Genomic DNA, 17,541 nt, shown 5'->3' on the forward strand with positions numbered 1-17,541 from the left:
CGCAAAAACTGTAGGAGCGAGCCTGCTCGCGATAGCGGTCCGACAGTCAACATTAATGTTGAATGTGCTGACCTCATCGCGAGCAGGCTCACTCCTGCATGGGGTTTGCGTGATGCCAGTGACCGCGCAACACCCCCTACCAAATCACCCCGCCAACTCCTTCGAAAGTAGCATTCGGGCCCTCATCGCCCCGTGCATTAATGGCTCTACCGGAATCACCCGGGCACAAGAAGAGGAATGACCCATGTGGACTAAACCCGCGTTTACCGATCTGCGCATTGGCTTCGAAGTGACGATGTATTTCGCCAACCGTTGATTGATCACCCGGCCAGCCGCTGCGTTGGCCGGGCCTGCCTTCTGGAGCATCCGCCATGCACATCCGCGTTCTCGGTTCCGCCGCCGGCGGTGGTTTCCCGCAGTGGAACTGCAACTGCCGCCAGTGCGCCGGCGTGCGCAATGGCAGCCTGCGGGCACAGCGCCGTACGCAATCGTCGATTGCCCTGAGTGACGACGGCGTGGAGTGGGTGCTGTGCAACGCGTCACCGGACATTCGCGCGCAACTCGAGAGTTTCGCGCCACTGCAACCGGCGCGGCGCCTGCGTGACAGCGCCATCGCCGGCATCGTGCTGCTCGACAGCCAGATCGACCATTGCACCGGCTTGCTCAGCCTGCGTGAAGGCTGCCCGCATGACGTTTGGTGCACCGAGCGCGTGCACCAGGACCTGAGCAGCGGTTTCCCGTTGTTCAACATGCTCGGGCACTGGAACGGCGGATTGCACTGGCAACCGGTCGGCCTCGATCGTCAGCCGTTCAGCATCCCGGCCTGCGGGCATTTGCAATTTCGCGCGATTCCCCTGGTGAGCAACGCGCCGCCGTATTCGCCCAATCGCGGCAACCCGCAACCGGGCGACACCATTGGCTTGTTCATTGAAGACCTGCGCAACGGCACGTCGCTGTTCTATGCGCCGGGCCTTGGCCGAATCGACGAAGAAGTGCTGGGCTGGATGCAGCGTGCCGATTGCCTGTTGCTGGACGGCACCCTGTGGCGCGACGACGAGATGCGTATCTGCGAAGTCGGCCAGAGCCTGGGCAGCGAAATGGGGCACCTCCCACAAAGCGGCCCCGGCGGGATGCTGGAAGTGCTGGAGGGTTTCAACCGCCAGCGCAAGGTGCTGATCCATATCAACAACACCAATCCGATCCTTGATGAAGACTCGGCCGAGCGGGCGTTGCTGGAGCGGCGGGGTATTGAAGTGGCTTATGACGGCATGAGTATTGAGCTGTAGCCGCTGGCCCTATCGCGAGCAGGCCCCACAGGGATCTGCGGCAAACACCAAACCCTGTAGGAGCGAGCCTGCTCGCGATGAGGGCAGTGCAGACGCCGCAGAACTTCCCGGAGAACCGAAATGACTGACAACGCAATGACCCCCACAGAATTCGAAACCGCCCTGCGCGCCAAGGGCGCCTACTACCACATCCATCATCCCTTCCACCAAGCCATGTACGCCGGCCGCGCCAGCCGCGAGCAGATCCAGGGCTGGGTCGCCAACCGCTTCTACTATCAGATCAACATCCCCCTGAAGGACGCCGCGATTCTCGCCAACTGCCCGGACCGCGACGTGCGCCGGGAATGGCTGCAACGGATTCTCGACCACGACGGCGTCCCCGGCAGCGAGGGCGGAATCGAAGCCTGGCTGCGCCTGGGCGAAGCGGTGGGGCTCGATCGCGAGCAGATCCTCTCCCAGGAACTGGTGCTGCCCGGGGTGCGTTTTGCGGTGGACGCCTACGTCAATTTCGCCCGTCGCGCCTGCTGGCAGGAAGCGGCCAGCAGTTCGCTGACCGAACTCTTCGCGCCACAGATCCATCAGTCGCGACTCGATGCCTGGCCGACCCATTACCCGTGGATCGACGTCGCCGGCTACGACTATTTCCGCACGCGCCTGAGCCAGGCACGGCGCGATGTCGAGCATGGCTTGCGCATCACCCTGGCGCACTACGTGACGGCCGAGGGGCAACAACGCATGCTGCAGATCCTGCAATTCAAGCTCGACGTGCTGTGGAGCATGCTCGATGCCATGAGCATGGCCTACGAGCTTGGTCGCCCGCCGTATCACACGGTCACCGGCGACAACGTCTGGCACCGGGGGATCGTCCTGTGAGCCTGATCGATCGCCAGCAGTCACCGGCCTTGCGTCGCGGGTTTCGTCTGCAATGGGAGCCCCGCCAGGACTGCCATGTGTTGCTGTACCCCGAAGGCATGATCAAGCTCAACGCCAGTGCCGGACAGATTCTCGACCTGGTCGATGGCCAGCGCAGCGTGGCGGCGATCATTGATCGATTGAACGCCAGTTTCCCCGGCGTACCCGGGATCGACGAAGACGTGCTGGCGTTTCTGGAGGTGGCCCATGCGCAATTCTGGATCGAGTGAGGCGCTGCCCGGACCGCCGTTGTGGCTGCTCGCCGAGCTGACCTACCGCTGCCCGCTGCAATGCCCCTATTGCTCCAATCCACTGGACTTTGCCCGGCACGACGAAGAACTGAGCACGGAAGAATGGATTCGCGTATTCCGTGAAGCGCGGGACATGGGTGCCGCGCAATTGGGCTTTTCCGGCGGCGAGCCATTGGTGCGCCAGGACCTCGCCGAACTGATCAAGGCCGCCCGGGACATGGGCTACTACACCAACCTGATCACCTCCGGCATTGGCCTGACCGAGCAGAAGGTGCGCGACTTCAAGGTGGCCGGGCTGGACCATATCCAGATCAGCTTCCAGGCCGCCGACGAGGCGGTGAACAACATGCTCGCCGGCTCGCGCAAGGCCTTTGCCCAGAAACTCGCCATGGCCCGTGCGGTGAAAGCCCAGGGCTATCCGATGGTGCTGAACTTCGTCACCCATCGGCACAACATCGACCGGATCGCGCAGATCATCGAGTTGTGCCTGGAGCTGGAGGCGGACTTTGTCGAATTGGCCACCTGCCAATTCTACGGCTGGGCCGAACTGAATCGCGTCGGGCTGTTGCCTACCCGCGAGCAATTGCAGCGTGCCGAACGCATCACCAACGAATATCGCCAGCGTCTCGAAGCCCAGGGCCACCCGTGCAAGTTGATCTTTGTCACCCCGGACTACTACGAGGAGCGTCCCAAGACCTGCATGAACGGCTGGGCCAACCTGTTTCTCGACATCACCCCCGACGGCACGGCGCTGCCTTGCCACAGCGCCCGGCAGTTGCCCGTACAGTTTCCCAATGTGCGCGAGCACAGCCTCTCGCACATCTGGAACGACTCGTTCGGCTTCAATCGTTTTCGCGGCGATGACTGGATGAAGGAGCCGTGTCGCTCCTGTGATGAAAAACACAAGGACCTAGGGGGCTGCCGTTGCCAGGCGTTCATGCTGACCGGTGATGCGAGCAATGCCGACCCGGTGTGCAGCAAGTCCGCGCACCATGGCGTGATCCTCAAGGCCCGCGAGGAAGCCGAGGCGCCGGGGTTGGGGATGGAGCACCTGACCTTGCGCAATGCGAAAGCCTCTCAGCTGATCTATCGCGGATAAGTCGGGCCACACAAATCCCCTGTGGGAGCGAGCCTGCTCGCGATGACGGAGTGTCAGTCACAGACATGTTGAATGTTCAACCGCTTTCGCGAGCAGGCTCGCTCCCACAGGGGCTGCGGTGAATTTGAATGCGAGTACACCCCAGCCGTGCTACCCATTGGTCTGATTGCATTCACAGCTGGATGGTTTAGTGTGGTTTCTACCTTCCAAAACAATAAAAACAGGCTTTCCAATGAGCCAGAGTCTCAACCAGCTGCGTAAGTTCGTTTCACCTGAAATCATCTTCGGTGCCGGTAGTCGGCACAGTGTCGGCAATTACGCCAAGACCTTTGGCGCGCGCAAAGTTCTGGTGGTCAGCGATCCCGGTGTGATTGCCGCTGGCTGGGTCGCCGATGTCGAAGCCAGCCTGCAGGCCCTGGGCATCGAATACTGCCTCTACAGTGATGTCTCGCCCAACCCTCGGGTCGAAGAGGTGATGCTCGGCGCCGAGATGTACCGGGAAAACCACTGTGACGTGATCGTCGCCGTCGGTGGCGGCAGCCCGATGGACTGCGGCAAAGGCATCGGCATCGTCGTCGCCCATGGTCGCAGCATTCTCGATTTCGAGGGCGTGGACACCATCCGCGTACCCAGCCCGCCGCTGATCCTGATCCCGACCACCGCCGGCACCTCGGCCGACGTCTCGCAATTCGTGATCATTTCCAACCAGCAGGAACGCATGAAGTTCTCCATCGTCAGCAAGGCCGTGGTGCCGGACGTTTCGCTGATCGACCCGGAAACCACCCTGAGCATGGACCCGTTCCTGTCGGCCTGTACCGGTATCGACGCGTTGGTGCATGCCATCGAAGCCTTTGTGTCCACCGGTCACGGGCCGCTGACCGACCCCCACGCGCTGGAGGCGATGCGCCTGATCAATGGCAACCTGGTGCAAATGATCGCCAACCCGACCGACATCGCCCTGCGCGAGAAGATCATGCTCGGCAGCATGCAGGCCGGGCTTGCGTTTTCCAACGCCATCCTCGGTGCGGTGCATGCCATGTCCCACAGCCTCGGCGGCTTTCTCGATCTGCCCCATGGCCTGTGCAACGCGGTGCTCGTCGAGCACGTGGTGGCCTTCAACTACAACTCGGCGCCGGAGCGCTTCAAGGTGATCGCCGAGACCTTCGGCATCGACTGCCGAGGCCTGAATCACCGGCAGATCTGCGGGCGCCTGGTCGAACACCTGATCGCCCTCAAGCACGCCATCGGCTTTCACGAAACCCTCGGTTTGCATGGCGTGCGGACCTCGGACATTCCGTTCCTGTCGCAGCATGCGATGCACGATCCGTGCATCCTGACCAACCCGCGCGAATCCAGCCAGCGTGATGTCGAGGTCGTCTATGGCGAAGCCCTCTGACGAGCAGCAACGGGCTCTGGCCGGGCTGCTGGGGCTGGGCAGCCATTCGGCGCGCAAGAGTCATTACCCGGAACTGGCCGCGCGCCTGGATGATCTGGAAGCCGAGCGTAACCGCTACAAGTGGCTGTTCGAGAACGCGGTTCACGGGATCTTCCAGGCCAGCCTGCACGACGGCATGCGCGCCGCCAACCCGGCGCTGGCACGCATGCTCGGTTACCAGGACCCGCAGGAGGTGCTGTTCTCCCTGACCGACCTGGCCAGCACCCTGTTCGTCGACGGCGCGCAGGAGCTGGAAACCATCGGCGAAATCCTCCGGCACCAGCGCAGCCTGCACGGCTATGAAACCCGTTTGCGGCGCAAGGACGGCAGTCACCTGGATGTATTGATGAACCTGTTGCTCAAGCCCGGTCAGGAAGGGCTGGTGGAAGGGTTCGTCTCCGATATCACCGAGCGCAAGCTGGCCCAGCGACGCCTGCAGCAACTCAATGACGAACTGGAGCAGCGCGTGGTCGCGCGCACCGATGAATTGCTTGAGGCCAACCGTAACCTTCAGCAGCAGATCACCCAGCGTAAACAGATCGCCAAGGCCTTGCGCGACGCCCGCGATGCCGCCGAGGCCGCCAATCACAGCAAGGACAAATACCTCGCCGCCGCCAGCCACGACCTGCTGCAACCGCTGAACGCCGCGCGGTTGCTGATTTCGACCTTGCGCGAACGCACGTTGCCGGAAGCCGAACAGGTGCTGGTGGAACGCACTCACCAGGCCCTGGAAGGGGCCGAAGACCTGCTGACGGATCTGCTCGACATTTCCCGGCTCGATCAGGCCGCGGTCAAGCCGGACATTGCGTCGTACCGCCTCGACGAACTGCTCGGGCCGCTGGTCTCGGAGTTTCAGTCCGTCGCCCAGGCGGCCGGCTTGAACCTGCGGGTGCGCATGGTCGATTACGCCATCAGCACGGACTTGCGCCTGATGACGCGGATCCTGCGCAACTTCCTCAGCAATGCCTGCCGCTACACCGATGAAGGCAGCATCCTGCTGGCGGCAAGGCGTCGGGGCAAGATGCTGCGCCTGGAGGTCTGGGACACCGGGCGTGGTATCGCCGACGACCGGCTCGATTCGATCTTCCTCGAGTTCAACCAGCTGGACGTCGGTCGGGCCGCCGACCGCAAGGGCGTGGGCCTGGGGCTGGCGATTGTCGAGCGCATCGCCAAGATCCTTGGCTATAGAATCGGCGTGTACTCGTTGCCGGGGCGGGGTTCGATGTTCAGCATCGAGGTGCCGATATCCGACGAGGTTCCGCTGCCCGTGAGCCAGGCGGTGCCACAACCGGGTACCGGCAATCCGCTGCCGGGCCGCCGTTTACTGGTGATCGACAACGAAGTGAGCATTCTCGACAGCATGGGCGCGTTGCTCGGGCAGTGGGGCTGCGACGTTCTGGTCGCCACCGATGAAGCGGCTGCGCTGGCGGCGCTGCGCGGGCAGGCGCCGGAACTGATTCTCGCGGACTATCACCTCGATCACGGGGTGGTCGGCTGTGATGTGGTGCGACATTTGCGCGAGCATTTCCACCAGGACATTCCTGCGGTGATCATTACCGCCGACCGCACCGACCATTGTCGGCGTGCGTTGCAGCGGCTCAACGCCCCCTTGCTGAACAAACCGGTGAAGCCCGGCAAGTTGCGAGCGGTGTTGAGTCAACTGTTGGGGGCCTCTGCCTGAAGCGACTGGTACTGCAGGGTGAAGCCCAGTTCGGTGGATTGACCCTGTTCCAGCAAACGCAAGCCTGGCCGACCGGGCAGGTGGTGCGCGTTGACCGGGTGGCTCACCGGTTCGATGCAGAAAAACTCCAGGCCCACGGGGCAATAGAGCAGGAAGTAATCGCTGCCGGTGGCCTGGCAGTCGAGTTCATAGCCGAGGTCGGGCTGGCGGATCAGGCAGTGGCCGTCCCATTCACAGAAACCGTTGTCCACCAGCGCTTCGGGCAATGCCTTCAGTTGCTGAAAATCCCACTCGACCGGCAATGGGCTGAGTTCTGTCGGCAGTTTTGCCCCGTCGCACAACCACACGTGTCGGGCGGGTGCCTGTAGTCGGGTGTTCGCGGTGCGCGGCAGATACGGATGCAATCCCAGGCCATGCCATGCAGCGTGTTCAGCCAGGTGCGTGACGTGCAGTTCGACGCTCAGTTTGCCCGCGCTCAAATGGAAACGTTGCCGGGCGCGATAAGCGAAGGGGGTTGTGCTGTCGAGTTGCAGGACCACTTCATTTTTCGATTGTGAAACCACCTCCCAAGGCTGCTGCCAGGCGCTGCCGTGAATCGGCAGGGGATCAGTGCGACTGTTGGGCGCCAATGCCAGCCAGCCATCGGGGCAATCGAAACCGCCATTGGCGATGCGGTTGGACCAGGGAACCAAGGGAAAGCAGCCGAGCTTGCCGGGCAGGCCGGTGTTCAAGGCGTCTCCATCGGTGTGTCGCAACAAGGGCTGGCCAGTGCCGCGTACGGTCCAGTTGACGATGCTGGCGCCGAGTTCCGGGGCGAGGGTGAGGTGGGTGAGTTCGTCTTCGAGTTCGATCAGTGTTAGCGACATGTTGACCTGCTTCAAAAAGGGTGGTGGCAAGGGAGGATGCGCCTCCCTTGCCTTGAACTTCACAACACCAGATGCGGCAACCACAGTGAGATTGCCGGAATGTAGGTCACGGCCAACAGCACCAGGAACAGCACGCCATAGAACGGCAGCAGGGCCTTCACGGTGGATTCGATACTGACCTTGCCCACCGCCGACCCCACGAACAGTACCGCACCCACGGGTGGTGTGATCAGGCCGATGCCCAGGTTCACCAGCATGATCATGCCGAACTGCACCGGGTCCACGCCAATGCCGAGGATCACCGGCATCAGGATCGGCGTGAGGATCAGGATCAGCGGCGCCATGTCCATCACGGTGCCGAGCAACAGCAGCATGACGTTGATGCACATCAGGATCACGTAGCGGTTGTCCGACAGGGTCAGGAACAGCGTGGTGATCTTCGCCGGGATCTGCATCAGGGTCATGATGTAGCCGAAGCTGGCGGCGAAACCGATCAGGATCATCACGATCGAGATCGTGCGCACGGTGCGGTGCATCAGTTTTGGCAGCTCGCTCCATTTGTAGTCGCGGTAGATGAACATGGTCACGAAGAACGACCACAGCACCGCAATCGCCGCCGACTCGGTCGCGGTGAAAATACCCGACAGGATGCCGCCGAGGATGATCACCATCGCCATCAGGCCCCACAGCGCTTCGCCGCAGATTTTCAGCGCCTCGCGCATCGGGATGACTTCACCCTTGGGGTAGTCACGCTTTTTCGCGAAGATCAGGCACAGCACCATCAGGCACGCGCTCATCAACAGGCCCGGCACCACGCCGGCCATGAACAGCGAGGCAATCGACACCGTGCCACCGGCGGCCAGGGAGTAGAGCACCGAGTTGTGGCTGGGCGGTGTCAGCAGCGCTTGCACCGAACCGCTGACGGTCACCGCCGTGGCGAATTCCCGGGGATAGCCACGGCGCTCCATTTCCGGGATCAGCACCGAACCGACCGAGGCGGTGTCCGCCACCGAGGAACCGGAGATCGCGCCAAAGAAGGTCGAGGCCATGATGTTGACCAGCGACAAGCCGCCACGCACGAAGCCCACCAGCACCCCGGCGAACGCCACCAGGCGCCGGGACATGCCACCCTCGGCCATGATCGCGCCGGCCAGGACGAAGAACGGGATGGCCAACAGGGAGAACTTGTTCACGCCCCCGGCCACCTGAATCATCAAAGCCTGGAACGGGATGTCGATCCACCACGCGCCGATCAGTGCGGCAAACCCCAGGGCGTAGGCGACCGGCATGCCGATCAGGATCAATGCGATAAAACTGCCCAACAGAATAAAAGCGTCCATTCAGGCAGCCCCTTCGTTTTCTTCAACGAGGTCGAAACGCACGACCCGACGGTTGCTCTGGTCACCGAGCAAGAGTTTTTCCAGGACAAACACCAGCGTCAGCACGCCGCCCACCGGAATCGGCATGTAGGTGATGCCCACCCGCAGGGTCGGCAGGGCGCTCATGAACTGGTTCCAGGTGGACAGGCACAGCTTGCTGCCCCAGATGGCCATGAACAGGCAGATCGTTGCCATCAGCAATTGCGAAAGCACACTCATGGTTTTGCGCAAATGCGCCGGCATGCGGTCGGTGAGCATCGCCACTGCCATGTGCGAGCCGGAGCGGTAGCTGGCGGCGGCGCCGATGAAGGTGAACACCATCATCAGCAGGATTGCCGTGGGCTCCGGCCAACTGGAACCGGTGCCGAGGACGTAGCGGGCGAACACGCCCCAGGGAATGATTAACGCAATGGCCAGAACGGAGAGCCCGGCGACCCAGATACAGGTCATGTAGAGCTTGTCATTGATGCCTAGCAGCAGATTCTTCATCGGGTTCCACCGTAACCGGGCGCGCGCTGACGTACACCAACTTCAGCGGCGCCGGGCCTTTCTTGAATGCAGGGAGGGTTACTGAACGGCTTCGATGCGTTTGATCAGGTCGGCGTAGGGCGCGCCGTATTTTTCGCGGATCGAGGCGGTCGCTTCGTAGAAAGGTTTCTTGTCGACGGTGATGAACTCGACGCCGGCGGCCTTGAGTTTTTCCTCGCTGCTGGCCGATTTCGCGTCCCACAGGGTGCGTTCCTGGGCCTGGGCCGCCTTGGCGGCTTTCTTCACCAGGGCTTGCTGCTCGGGGGTGAGCTTTTCCCAGGTGATTTTCGACATCACGATCGGCTCTGGCAGGATCAGGTGGCCGGTCAGGCTGTAGAACCTGGCGTTCTGGTAGTGGTTGTGTTCGAGCAGGGTCGGCGGGTTGTTTTCCGCGCCGTCGATCACGCCGGTCTGCAGGGCGCTGAAGATTTCGCCGGTGTCCATCGCGATGCCATTGCCGCCCATGGCATTGATGGTTTCGATGAACATCGGGTTGCCTTGCACGCGGATCTTCATGCCCTTGAGGTCTTCCAGGCTGCGCACCGGTTTCTTGGTGTAGAGGTTGCGCGTGCCGCCGTCCATCCAGGCCAGGGCGACCAGGTTGAATTCGGAGTGGGTGATCTTGTCGAGGATTTCGTCGCCGACCGCGCCGTCGATGACTTTGCGCATATGGGCCTGGTCACGGAACACGAAGGGCATGTTGAACACGTTCACGTCCGGCACCACCGGCCCGACGATGCCGAGACTGACCCGGGCCATTTGCACGGCGCCGACCTGGGCCTGTTCGACTACTTCCTTTTCCGAGCCGAGCACGCCACCGGCGAACATCTTGAAGGTCAGCGCGCCGTGGCTGTCGGCCACCAGGGTTTTGCCCAGTTGCTCTTCAGCCACCACGGTCGGGTACCCGGCGGGGTGGATGTCGGCGAATTTTATTTCCAGTGCCTGGGCGGCACTGCTGAGGGAGAAGGCTAATGGAAGTGCAGCGGCGAGCAAGGTGCGTTTGAAGTCCATGGGGGTGTCTCCAGTTTTGTTGTTGTTTTTATTCAAGGCACAGCGATCCGGCAGGAGCGCTTTTCTTTCGAGAAAGTCAGTCGTTGAACAGGGTTTCGGGTAAACCTTTGACGCCGGGGTCGAGGGCGAACACGCCACCGGCCAGTGATTGCGGGTCATGGTCGTCGCCAGGGCGGATCGAGGTCACGAACAGCGTGTCCAGTCGAGGGCCACCGAAGGCGCACATGGTGGGTTTTTTCACAGGTACCGCGAGGGAACGGTCGAGTCGGCCGTCGGGGGTAAAGCGGTGGATGAGCCCGGCGTCGTTGGCGCAAATCCAGTAGCAGCCATCGGCGTCGACCGCTGCGCCGTCGGGGCGACCTTCGTATTGGTTCATATCCACGAACAGGCGGCGATTCGAAGGTGTGCCGGTGTCGATGTCGTAGTCGAAGGCCCAGATCTGCTGGACCTGCGGGTGGGAATCGGACAGGTACATCGTGCGCCCGTCCGGACTGAAGCCCAGGCCGTTGGGCACGATGAAGCCGCTCAGTCGGGTCTCGAGCGACCCGCTATGACCGGCGCTGTAGCGATACAAGGTTCCGTTGGCGGCGTTGGCGCCCATGTTCAACACCATGCTGCCGGCCCAGAAACGCCCCTGACGGTCGCAACGGCCGTCGTTCAGGCGCATGTCGTCGCGGGCGTGATCGACGTGGGCCAACAAATTTGTATCGAGGCTGCCGTCATTGCGCGGATGCAGGCGGAAAAACCCGCTTTCCATTCCCGCGACCCAGCCACCGTCACGGTGACGGGCGATGCAAGCGAGCATCTGCGGGGTTGTCCAGGCATCCACTTGCCCGGTGTCGGCACTCCAGCGTTGTAAAGCGCCAGCGGGAATATCCACCCAGTACAGGGCGTTTTCCTGAGGTACCCAGACCGGGCTTTCACCGACCGCGTTGCGGGCGTCGACAATCAATTCGGCAAGCATGGCAACTCATTCCCTTGGTTTTTGTTGTGGGGATCAAGCAACGCGTGAAGGTTCAGTCGCCGAACGGGCCGGCTGCGCAGAAGGCGCCGCCCTGATACAGCCGCGCGGGGTCATCGGCGGCCGGCATCGGCTGGGCTTCGATTTTTTCGCGGAACATTTCGGAGCTGTCCCGCGGGGCAAAACCCAGGGCTGTGGCATAGCGGTTGTCCCACCAGATGTCCTTGTTGTCGGACATGCCGTAGACCACGGTGTGGCCGACGTTCGGGGTGCACAAGGCACGCTCGAGCAGTTGGGTCAGGTCGCCGAAGCTCAGCCAGGTGCTCATCATCCGGCGGTTGTGCGGTTCCGGGAACGACGAGCCGATGCGCACGCTGACGGTTTCGATGCCATAGCGGTCAAAGTAGAAGGTGGCCATGTCTTCGCCGTAGGACTTGGACAAACCGTAGTAACTGTCCGGGCGGCGAGGGGAGTGGGCATCGATCACTTCGTCCTGCCTGTAGAAGCCGATCACATGGTTGGAACTGGCGAAAATCACCCGCTTCACACCGTGACGGCGCGCGGCTTCGTAGATGTGGAACACGCCGCAGATGTTGGCGCCGAGGATCTCTTCGAACGAGCGCTCGGTCGACACGCCGCCGAAGTGCAGGATCGCGTCCACGCCTTCGACCAGTTGATGCACCGCTTGCTTGTCGGCCAGATCGCAGGGCACGACTTCTTCGTGATCATCGATGGCAGGTGCGATATCGGCGATGTCCGACAGGCGAATCACATTGGCGTAAGGGCGCAGGCTTTCGCGCAGGACTTTCCCGAGGCCACCGGCGGCGCCGGTCAGCAGCAGGCGATTGAAAGGGGTGCGGGCGGTTGCAGTGGTCGTCATGGGAATCCTGGGCGCTTGGTTATTATTTTTAGATTCGTTGTAGGTTGTCGTACGACTGTGACGAAGTATCGTTAGGGTTTCCGGCTCTTGTCAACGCGACTTTGGTTGAAAGGGACGGAGGGTCATTTTCCTGTTTTCCTGTTTTCCTGTAGGAGCGAGCCTGCTCGCGAAGAACTCATGAACACCGCGGGGTGCCAGGCAGCCAGCGTTATCGTTGGCGACCATCGCGAGCAGGCTCGCTCCTACAGGGGGGAGGACGTGTTCACACCGGATTACAACAACGAAATCGGATAGCTGATGAAAATCCGGTTCTCATCAAACTCGTTGGTGCTGAAGCTCTTGCGAATAGTTGCATTACGCCATTTCACGTTGAGGTTTTTCAGCGCACCACTCTGCACGGTGTAGGCCAGCTCCGATTCGCGACCCCATTCTTCACCGTCGGTAATTTTCCCGGTGTGCACATTGTCGCCGCTGATGTAGCGGTTCATCAGGGTCAGGCCCGGAACACCCAGGGCGGCGAAGTTGTAGTCGTGGCGCACCTGCCAGGATTTCTCTTGGGCGTTGTCATAGCTGGAGTTGTAGCTGTCGTTGGCCAGGGTGCCGCCGCTGGTGCCGTTGACCCGCATCCAGACGTCGTCGCCGGTGAGTTTTTGCAGGCCGACGTAGAAGGTGTTGCCGCCGTACTTGGCCGAGAGCAGGGCGAACGCGGTCTTGTTGTCGAGATCACCGGCCAGCGCGCTGCCGTCTTCCTTGCCGATGAAGTAGCCCAGGTTGGCGCCCAGGGTCCAGTCGCCGAGGGGCTGGCTGTGGGTCAGGTTGAAGTATTGCTGCTGATAGATGTCACGGAGTTCCGAGTACCAGACGCCGACCTGCGTGCGTTTTTCGTTGAAGGCATATTCACCGCCGCCGAAGTTGAAACGGTCCGAGGTGAACGCCGCTTTGCCGTTCATGAACATGTCTTCCATGCTCGCGTCGTTACGCGGGCTGTTTTTCTGGAATTGACCGCCATAGAGCGTCAGGCCGCTGATTTCGGTGGAGGTCACCTGAGCGCCCTGGAAGGTCTGCGGCAGCGAGCGGCCATCGTCGGAACGCAGGATCGGCAGCACCGGCATCCATTCACCGACCTTCAATTCGGTTTTCGAGATCTTGCCTTTGAGCGCCACGCCGAGCCGGCCGAAATTGTCGGCGGGGCGGCCGTCGTCGTGGATCGGCAACAGCTGCGTGCCACCAGTGCCTTTGCCGCCATCGAGCTTCTGCGAGTACAGGCCCAGTACATCGACACCAAAACCCACGGTGCCCTGGGTGAACCCGGAGCGGGCATCGAGAATGAAGTTCTGCGTCCACTCTTCAGCCTTGCCCTGGGGGTAGGCCGGGTTGGTGTAGTTGCGGTTGATGTAGGCGTTGCGCAGATTCAGCGTGGCCTTGGCGTCGTCGGTGAAACCTTCGGCCTGGCAGGTGATGGGCAGGACGAGGGCCAGGCCGCTGCAGCCGATCAGGCTCAGTGAATGGCGACGGGTGAGGATAGGCCGTGAACGACGGATGGACGAATTGCGGGCGAGCTTGCTCACTGTGACGCTCCCTTTCTTTTTTGTTTTTATTGTTTGTCATACGTCGTCGTACAACATTGGCGGCGATTATTTACAGGCCGTTTCAGTGTTGTCAATCGGAAGTTATACGATGACTTGTCCGGGAGGCGGGGGAGTGAAATGTTTGGTTTGACCCTGTCGCCGCGAGCTAGAGCGGATGCTAGTCTTGCTCAACGTTGTTGTCGGGGATCCGCATGGGCAATCACAAGATCGAGATTCGTCGCAGTAACGTCGAAAAAATCCTGCTGGGGGCGGAAAAGGTCTTCGCTGAAAAGGGCTTCGGCAGCACCGCCATGGCCGACATCGCCGCCGAGGTGCAACTGCCGCGTTCCAACCTGCACTATTACTTCAGCACCAAGACCGAGTTGTACAGCGCCGTGCTGTTCGACCTGCTGGAAGTCTGGAAGCAGGACGCGCTGTGCTTCGAGATGTTCGACGACCCGCGTGTGGTGCTCAGCAGCTACATCCGCGCCAAGATGAACCATTCCCGCAGCCGGCCGTATGGCTCGAAAGTCTGGGCCAACGAAATCATCCATGGCGCGCCGACCCTCGGCGCAGCGCTGGACGCGAGCCTGTACGACTGGGCCAAGATGAAGGAAGCGAAAATCCGCCAGTGGGTGGAGGACAAACGCATCCTGCCGGTGGAGCCCTCGAGCCTGCTGTACATGATCTGGGCCTCGACCCAGCACTATGCCGACTTCGATCACCAGGTGAACATTCTCAATGATCATCAGCCACTGTCGGACATGCAGTTCGAGAAAGCGGTGCAGACGGTGACCAGTGTGATTTTGCGGGGGATTGGGCTGGAGCCTTGAGATTTTTGTTGTTGCTGCGGGCCTCATCGCGAGCAGGCTCGCTCCCACATTGAAATGCAATCCAATGTGGGAGCGAGCCTGCTCGCGATGGCGTCAGTTCAGGCGCTGCTGACCTCAAGGGCTGACGTGATACGGATTCCTCGGATCATGATTCCAGTCCAGGAACGGCTTGCCGGTCTCCACCGGCACCATCTCGATACAGTCCTGCACCGGACAGGTGATCTGGCACAGGTTGCAGCCCACGCATTCCTCATCGATCACTTGATACGTGTGAGTGCCGTCCGCTTGCTTGAGGCTGGCCACGGCCTGGTGCGAGGTGTCCTCACAGGCGATATGGCAACGACCGCAACCGATGCACGCCTCCTGATCAATCTTCGCGATCACCTGGTAGTTGATGTCCAGGTACTTCCAGTCCGTGGTGTTGCCCACCGCGCGGCCGGTAAACTGCGAAATGCTGGCGTAGCCCTGACTGTCCATCCAGCGTGACAAACCGTCCTTCATGTCTTCGACAATCCGGAAGCCATGCAGCATCGCCGCCGTGCACACCTGTACAGAGCCACTGCCCAGGGCGATGAATTCAGCGGCGTCGCGCCAGTTGCCGATGCCACCGATGCCGCTGATCGGCAGGCCCTGGGTCTGCGGGTCGCGGGCGATTTCGGCGACCATGTTCAAGGCAATCGGCTTGACCGCCGAGCCGCAGTAACCACCGTGGGTGCTTTGGCTGCCGACCATGGGGTTGGCGACCATGCGTTCGAGGTTGACGCTGGTGATCGAGTTGATGGTGTTGATCAACGACACCGCATCGGCACCGCCACGGTGGGCGGCGCGGGCGGCGACGCGGATGTCGGTGATGTTCGGCGTGAGCTTGACGATCACCGGCAACGAGCAATATGTCTTGCACCAGCGGGTGACCTGTTCCACGTATTCCGGCACCTGGCCGACCGCCGCGCCCATGCCGCGCTCCGGCATGCCGTGGGGACAACCGAAGTTCAGCTCGATGCCGTCGGCGCCGGTGGCCTCTACCAGCGGCAGGATGTGTTTCCAGGATTCTTCGACGCAGGGCACCATCAAGGACACGATCAGCGCACGGTCCGGCCAGTCCTTTTTGACCTGGGTGATTTCCCGCAGGTTGATCTCCAGCGAGCGGTCGGTGATCAGCTCGATGTTGTTAAAGCCCAGTACCTCCCGGTTAGCCCCGAAGTGCGCCGAGTAACGCGACGACACGTTCACCGCTGCCGGGTCTTCCCCCAGGGTTTTCCAGACCACGCCACCCCAGCCGGCCTCGAAGGCGCGGACCACGTTGTAGGCCTTGTCGGTCGGCGGCGCGGAGGCCAGCCAGAATGGGTTGGGTGCTTTGATGCCGGCGAAGACAATCGACAGATCGGCCATTTACGCAGCCTCCACGTTGAGCATCAGTTGAGCATTGATCGCCTCGGCGGCGCGCTTGCCATGCTGCACGGCTTGTACGGTGAGGTCTTGATCGAGGCTGGTGCAGTCGCCGCCGGCATACACGCCGGGGATGCTGGTGCGCAGGTTTTCATCGACTTCAATCCGTTCGCCTTGGCGCTTGAGCTCACGGGCCAGCGGATCGCTGAGGGCGCTGCCTTCGAAGGCCTGGCCGATGGCCTTGAAGATCGCGTCGGCGGCCAGTTCGAAGGTTTCACCGGTGGTTTGCAGACGACCGTCAACCAGATGTGTACGGGCGAAACGCATGCCGCGCACACGGCCTTGGTCATCGAGCAGCACTTCTTCGGGTTGAGCCCAGGTCATCAGCCGCACCTGATTGGCCTTGGCAATCTCCTGCTCGTGATGGGTGGCGCCCATGTCCTCGATGCCACGGCGGTACACCAGATTCACATCACGGGCGCCGAGGCGGGCCATTTGCACCGCCATGTCGATGGCGGTGTTGCCTGCGCCGAGGACAATGCAGTGATCGGCCAGGGGCAGTTGGCTCAGGTCATCGGCCTGGCGCAGTTCGCGGATGTAGTCGGTGGCGGCGAGCAGGCCCGGTGCGTCTTCGTGGGCCAGGCCCAGCTGTTTGCTGGCATTGAGCCCGAGACCGAGGAATACCGCATCGAACTGTTGATGCAATTCGCTGAGGGTCAGGTTCTCCCCGAGCTTGTGCCCATGGCGGATTTCGATGCCGCCGATTTCCAGCAGGAAGTCGAGTTCCTTTTGCGCATAGTCATCCACCAGTTTGTATTTGGCGATCCCGTACTCGTTAAGGCCGCCAGCCTTTTCCCGTGCCTCGAAGATCACCACGTCATGCCCGTGCATGGCGCTGCGGTGGGCGCAGGACAAACCTGCCGGACCGGCACCCACCACGGCGATGCGTTTGCCGGTGGCGGCAGCACGCTGGAAGGGGTGAGTGCTGAAGTGGGCGTTGTCCACGGCGTAGCGTTGCAACAGGCCGATCATCACCGGCGCACATTCGTGAGCGTTGTTGCGCACGCAGGCTTGCTGGCAAAGGATTTCCGTCGGGCAAACCCGTGCGCAACTGCCGCCGAGGATGTTGGCCGAGAGGATTTTCTGCGCGGCGCCTTGCACATTGTCCTGTGCAATGTTGCGGATGAACGAGGGAATGTCGATCTCGCTCGGACAGGCATTCACGCAGGGCGCATCGTAGCAATACAGGCAGCGCGAGGCTTCCAGGTGCGCCTGGCGCTCGTTGAGCGGTGGCGCCAGATCGGTGAAGTGGCTGGCGAGGGCGGCCGCATGCTCTTGGGGATGCGGGAGGTGGTCCAGGGTCTTGATCACGGTTTTGGCCTCACGGTTATTTGAGGTGCTGCCTCTGAATGGGCATTGTTTTTGTGTTGTCTGTACCGGCCTCTTCGCGAGCAGGCTCGCTCCC

The 17,541-nt window shown here is 61.7% G+C and carries 17 protein-coding genes; 8 read left to right on the plus strand and 9 right to left on the minus strand.

Going from position 1 to position 17,541, the window contains the following annotated elements:
- Positions 1 to 244 precede the first annotated feature (244 nt).
- From pqqA to BSF44_RS14885, 7 genes are all read left to right on the plus strand, one after another.
- Positions 245 to 316, plus strand: coding sequence for a pyrroloquinoline quinone precursor peptide PqqA (pqqA, locus tag BSF44_RS14855; RefSeq protein WP_003253598.1), 72 nt, complete (start codon positions 245 to 247; stop codon positions 314 to 316).
- A 55-nt stretch (positions 317 to 371) separates the two neighbouring features.
- Positions 372 to 1,286: a pyrroloquinoline quinone biosynthesis protein PqqB gene (gene pqqB / locus BSF44_RS14860; protein ID WP_095944132.1), complete on the plus strand. Its 915-nt coding sequence runs from the start codon at positions 372 to 374 to the stop codon at positions 1,284 to 1,286.
- A 120-nt stretch (positions 1,287 to 1,406) separates the two neighbouring features.
- Entirely contained in the window at positions 1,407 to 2,159 is a 753-nt protein-coding gene (pqqC, locus tag BSF44_RS14865; RefSeq protein ID WP_095944133.1) for a pyrroloquinoline-quinone synthase PqqC, read from the plus strand.
- Positions 2,156 to 2,428: a pyrroloquinoline quinone biosynthesis peptide chaperone PqqD gene (pqqD, locus tag BSF44_RS14870; RefSeq protein WP_095944134.1), complete on the plus strand. Its 273-nt coding sequence runs from the start codon at positions 2,156 to 2,158 to the stop codon at positions 2,426 to 2,428. The genes pqqC and pqqD overlap by 4 nt, the downstream gene beginning before the upstream one ends.
- On the plus strand, positions 2,406 to 3,548 hold the full coding sequence (pqqE, locus tag BSF44_RS14875) for a pyrroloquinoline quinone biosynthesis protein PqqE (RefSeq protein WP_095944135.1): 1,143 nt from the start codon (positions 2,406 to 2,408) through the stop codon (positions 3,546 to 3,548). The genes pqqD and pqqE overlap by 23 nt, the downstream gene beginning before the upstream one ends.
- 232 nt (positions 3,549 to 3,780) lie before the next feature.
- Positions 3,781 to 4,944 (plus strand): alcohol dehydrogenase-like regulatory protein ErcA, encoded by a 1,164-nt coding sequence (ercA, locus tag BSF44_RS14880; RefSeq protein WP_057715188.1) that lies wholly within the window; start codon positions 3,781 to 3,783, stop codon positions 4,942 to 4,944.
- On the plus strand, positions 4,928 to 6,664 hold the full coding sequence (locus BSF44_RS14885) for a NahK/ErcS family hybrid sensor histidine kinase/response regulator (RefSeq protein ID WP_095944136.1): 1,737 nt from the start codon (positions 4,928 to 4,930) through the stop codon (positions 6,662 to 6,664). Before ercA ends, BSF44_RS14885 begins: the two co-directional genes overlap by 17 nt.
- On the opposite strand, the gene BSF44_RS14890 is transcribed toward BSF44_RS14885, so the two are convergent.
- The 7 genes from BSF44_RS14890 to BSF44_RS14920 all read right to left on the minus strand — a co-directional run bounded on the left by BSF44_RS14890 (position 6,640) and on the right by BSF44_RS14920 (position 13,857).
- Positions 6,640 to 7,530 carry an aldose 1-epimerase gene (locus tag BSF44_RS14890; RefSeq protein WP_095944165.1) on the minus strand — a complete coding sequence of 297 codons (891 nt, stop codon included), beginning with the start codon at positions 7,528 to 7,530 and terminating at the stop codon, positions 6,640 to 6,642. The two genes, BSF44_RS14885 and BSF44_RS14890, sit on opposite strands and share 25 nt — an antisense overlap.
- 59 nt (positions 7,531 to 7,589) lie before the next feature.
- The gene (locus BSF44_RS14895) at positions 7,590 to 8,870 is read right to left on the minus strand and encodes a TRAP transporter large permease (protein WP_095944137.1); all 1,281 of its coding nucleotides are present in this window, start codon (positions 8,868 to 8,870) and stop codon (positions 7,590 to 7,592) included.
- Positions 8,871 to 9,398 carry a TRAP transporter small permease gene (locus tag BSF44_RS14900; protein ID WP_095944138.1) on the minus strand — a complete coding sequence of 176 codons (528 nt, stop codon included), beginning with the start codon at positions 9,396 to 9,398 and terminating at the stop codon, positions 8,871 to 8,873.
- Between the two features lie 78 nt (positions 9,399 to 9,476).
- The gene (locus BSF44_RS14905; protein WP_095944139.1) at positions 9,477 to 10,448 is read right to left on the minus strand and encodes a TRAP transporter substrate-binding protein; all 972 of its coding nucleotides are present in this window, start codon (positions 10,446 to 10,448) and stop codon (positions 9,477 to 9,479) included.
- Between the two features lie 76 nt (positions 10,449 to 10,524).
- Complete coding sequence (locus BSF44_RS14910) at positions 10,525 to 11,412, minus strand: SMP-30/gluconolactonase/LRE family protein (protein ID WP_095944140.1); 888 nt, start codon at positions 11,410 to 11,412, stop codon at positions 10,525 to 10,527.
- Positions 11,413 to 11,464: 52 nt separating this feature from the next.
- On the minus strand, positions 11,465 to 12,289 hold the full coding sequence (locus BSF44_RS14915; protein ID WP_095944141.1) for an NAD(P)-dependent oxidoreductase: 825 nt from the start codon (positions 12,287 to 12,289) through the stop codon (positions 11,465 to 11,467).
- Between the two features lie 272 nt (positions 12,290 to 12,561).
- Complete coding sequence (locus tag BSF44_RS14920; RefSeq protein WP_172435353.1) at positions 12,562 to 13,857, minus strand: OprD family porin; 1,296 nt, start codon at positions 13,855 to 13,857, stop codon at positions 12,562 to 12,564.
- Between the two features lie 212 nt (positions 13,858 to 14,069).
- Between BSF44_RS14920 and BSF44_RS14925 the strand changes: the two genes are divergently transcribed.
- A complete protein-coding gene (locus tag BSF44_RS14925) occupies positions 14,070 to 14,690 on the plus strand; it encodes a TetR/AcrR family transcriptional regulator (protein WP_095944142.1) in 621 nt (206 codons plus the stop codon).
- A 114-nt stretch (positions 14,691 to 14,804) separates the two neighbouring features.
- Here BSF44_RS14925 and preA read toward each other — a convergent pair whose 3' ends face one another.
- Both preA and BSF44_RS14935 read right to left on the minus strand, forming a co-directional pair.
- On the minus strand, positions 14,805 to 16,079 hold the full coding sequence (preA, locus tag BSF44_RS14930) for an NAD-dependent dihydropyrimidine dehydrogenase subunit PreA (RefSeq protein WP_095944143.1): 1,275 nt from the start codon (positions 16,077 to 16,079) through the stop codon (positions 14,805 to 14,807).
- Entirely contained in the window at positions 16,080 to 17,447 is a 1,368-nt protein-coding gene (locus tag BSF44_RS14935) for an NAD(P)-dependent oxidoreductase (protein WP_095944144.1), read from the minus strand.
- Positions 17,448 to 17,541: the final 94 nt, after the last annotated feature.

This window comes from Pseudomonas sp. ACN8 (assembly GCF_002303925.1).
Taxonomy (GTDB): Bacteria; Pseudomonadota; Gammaproteobacteria; order Pseudomonadales; family Pseudomonadaceae; genus Aquipseudomonas.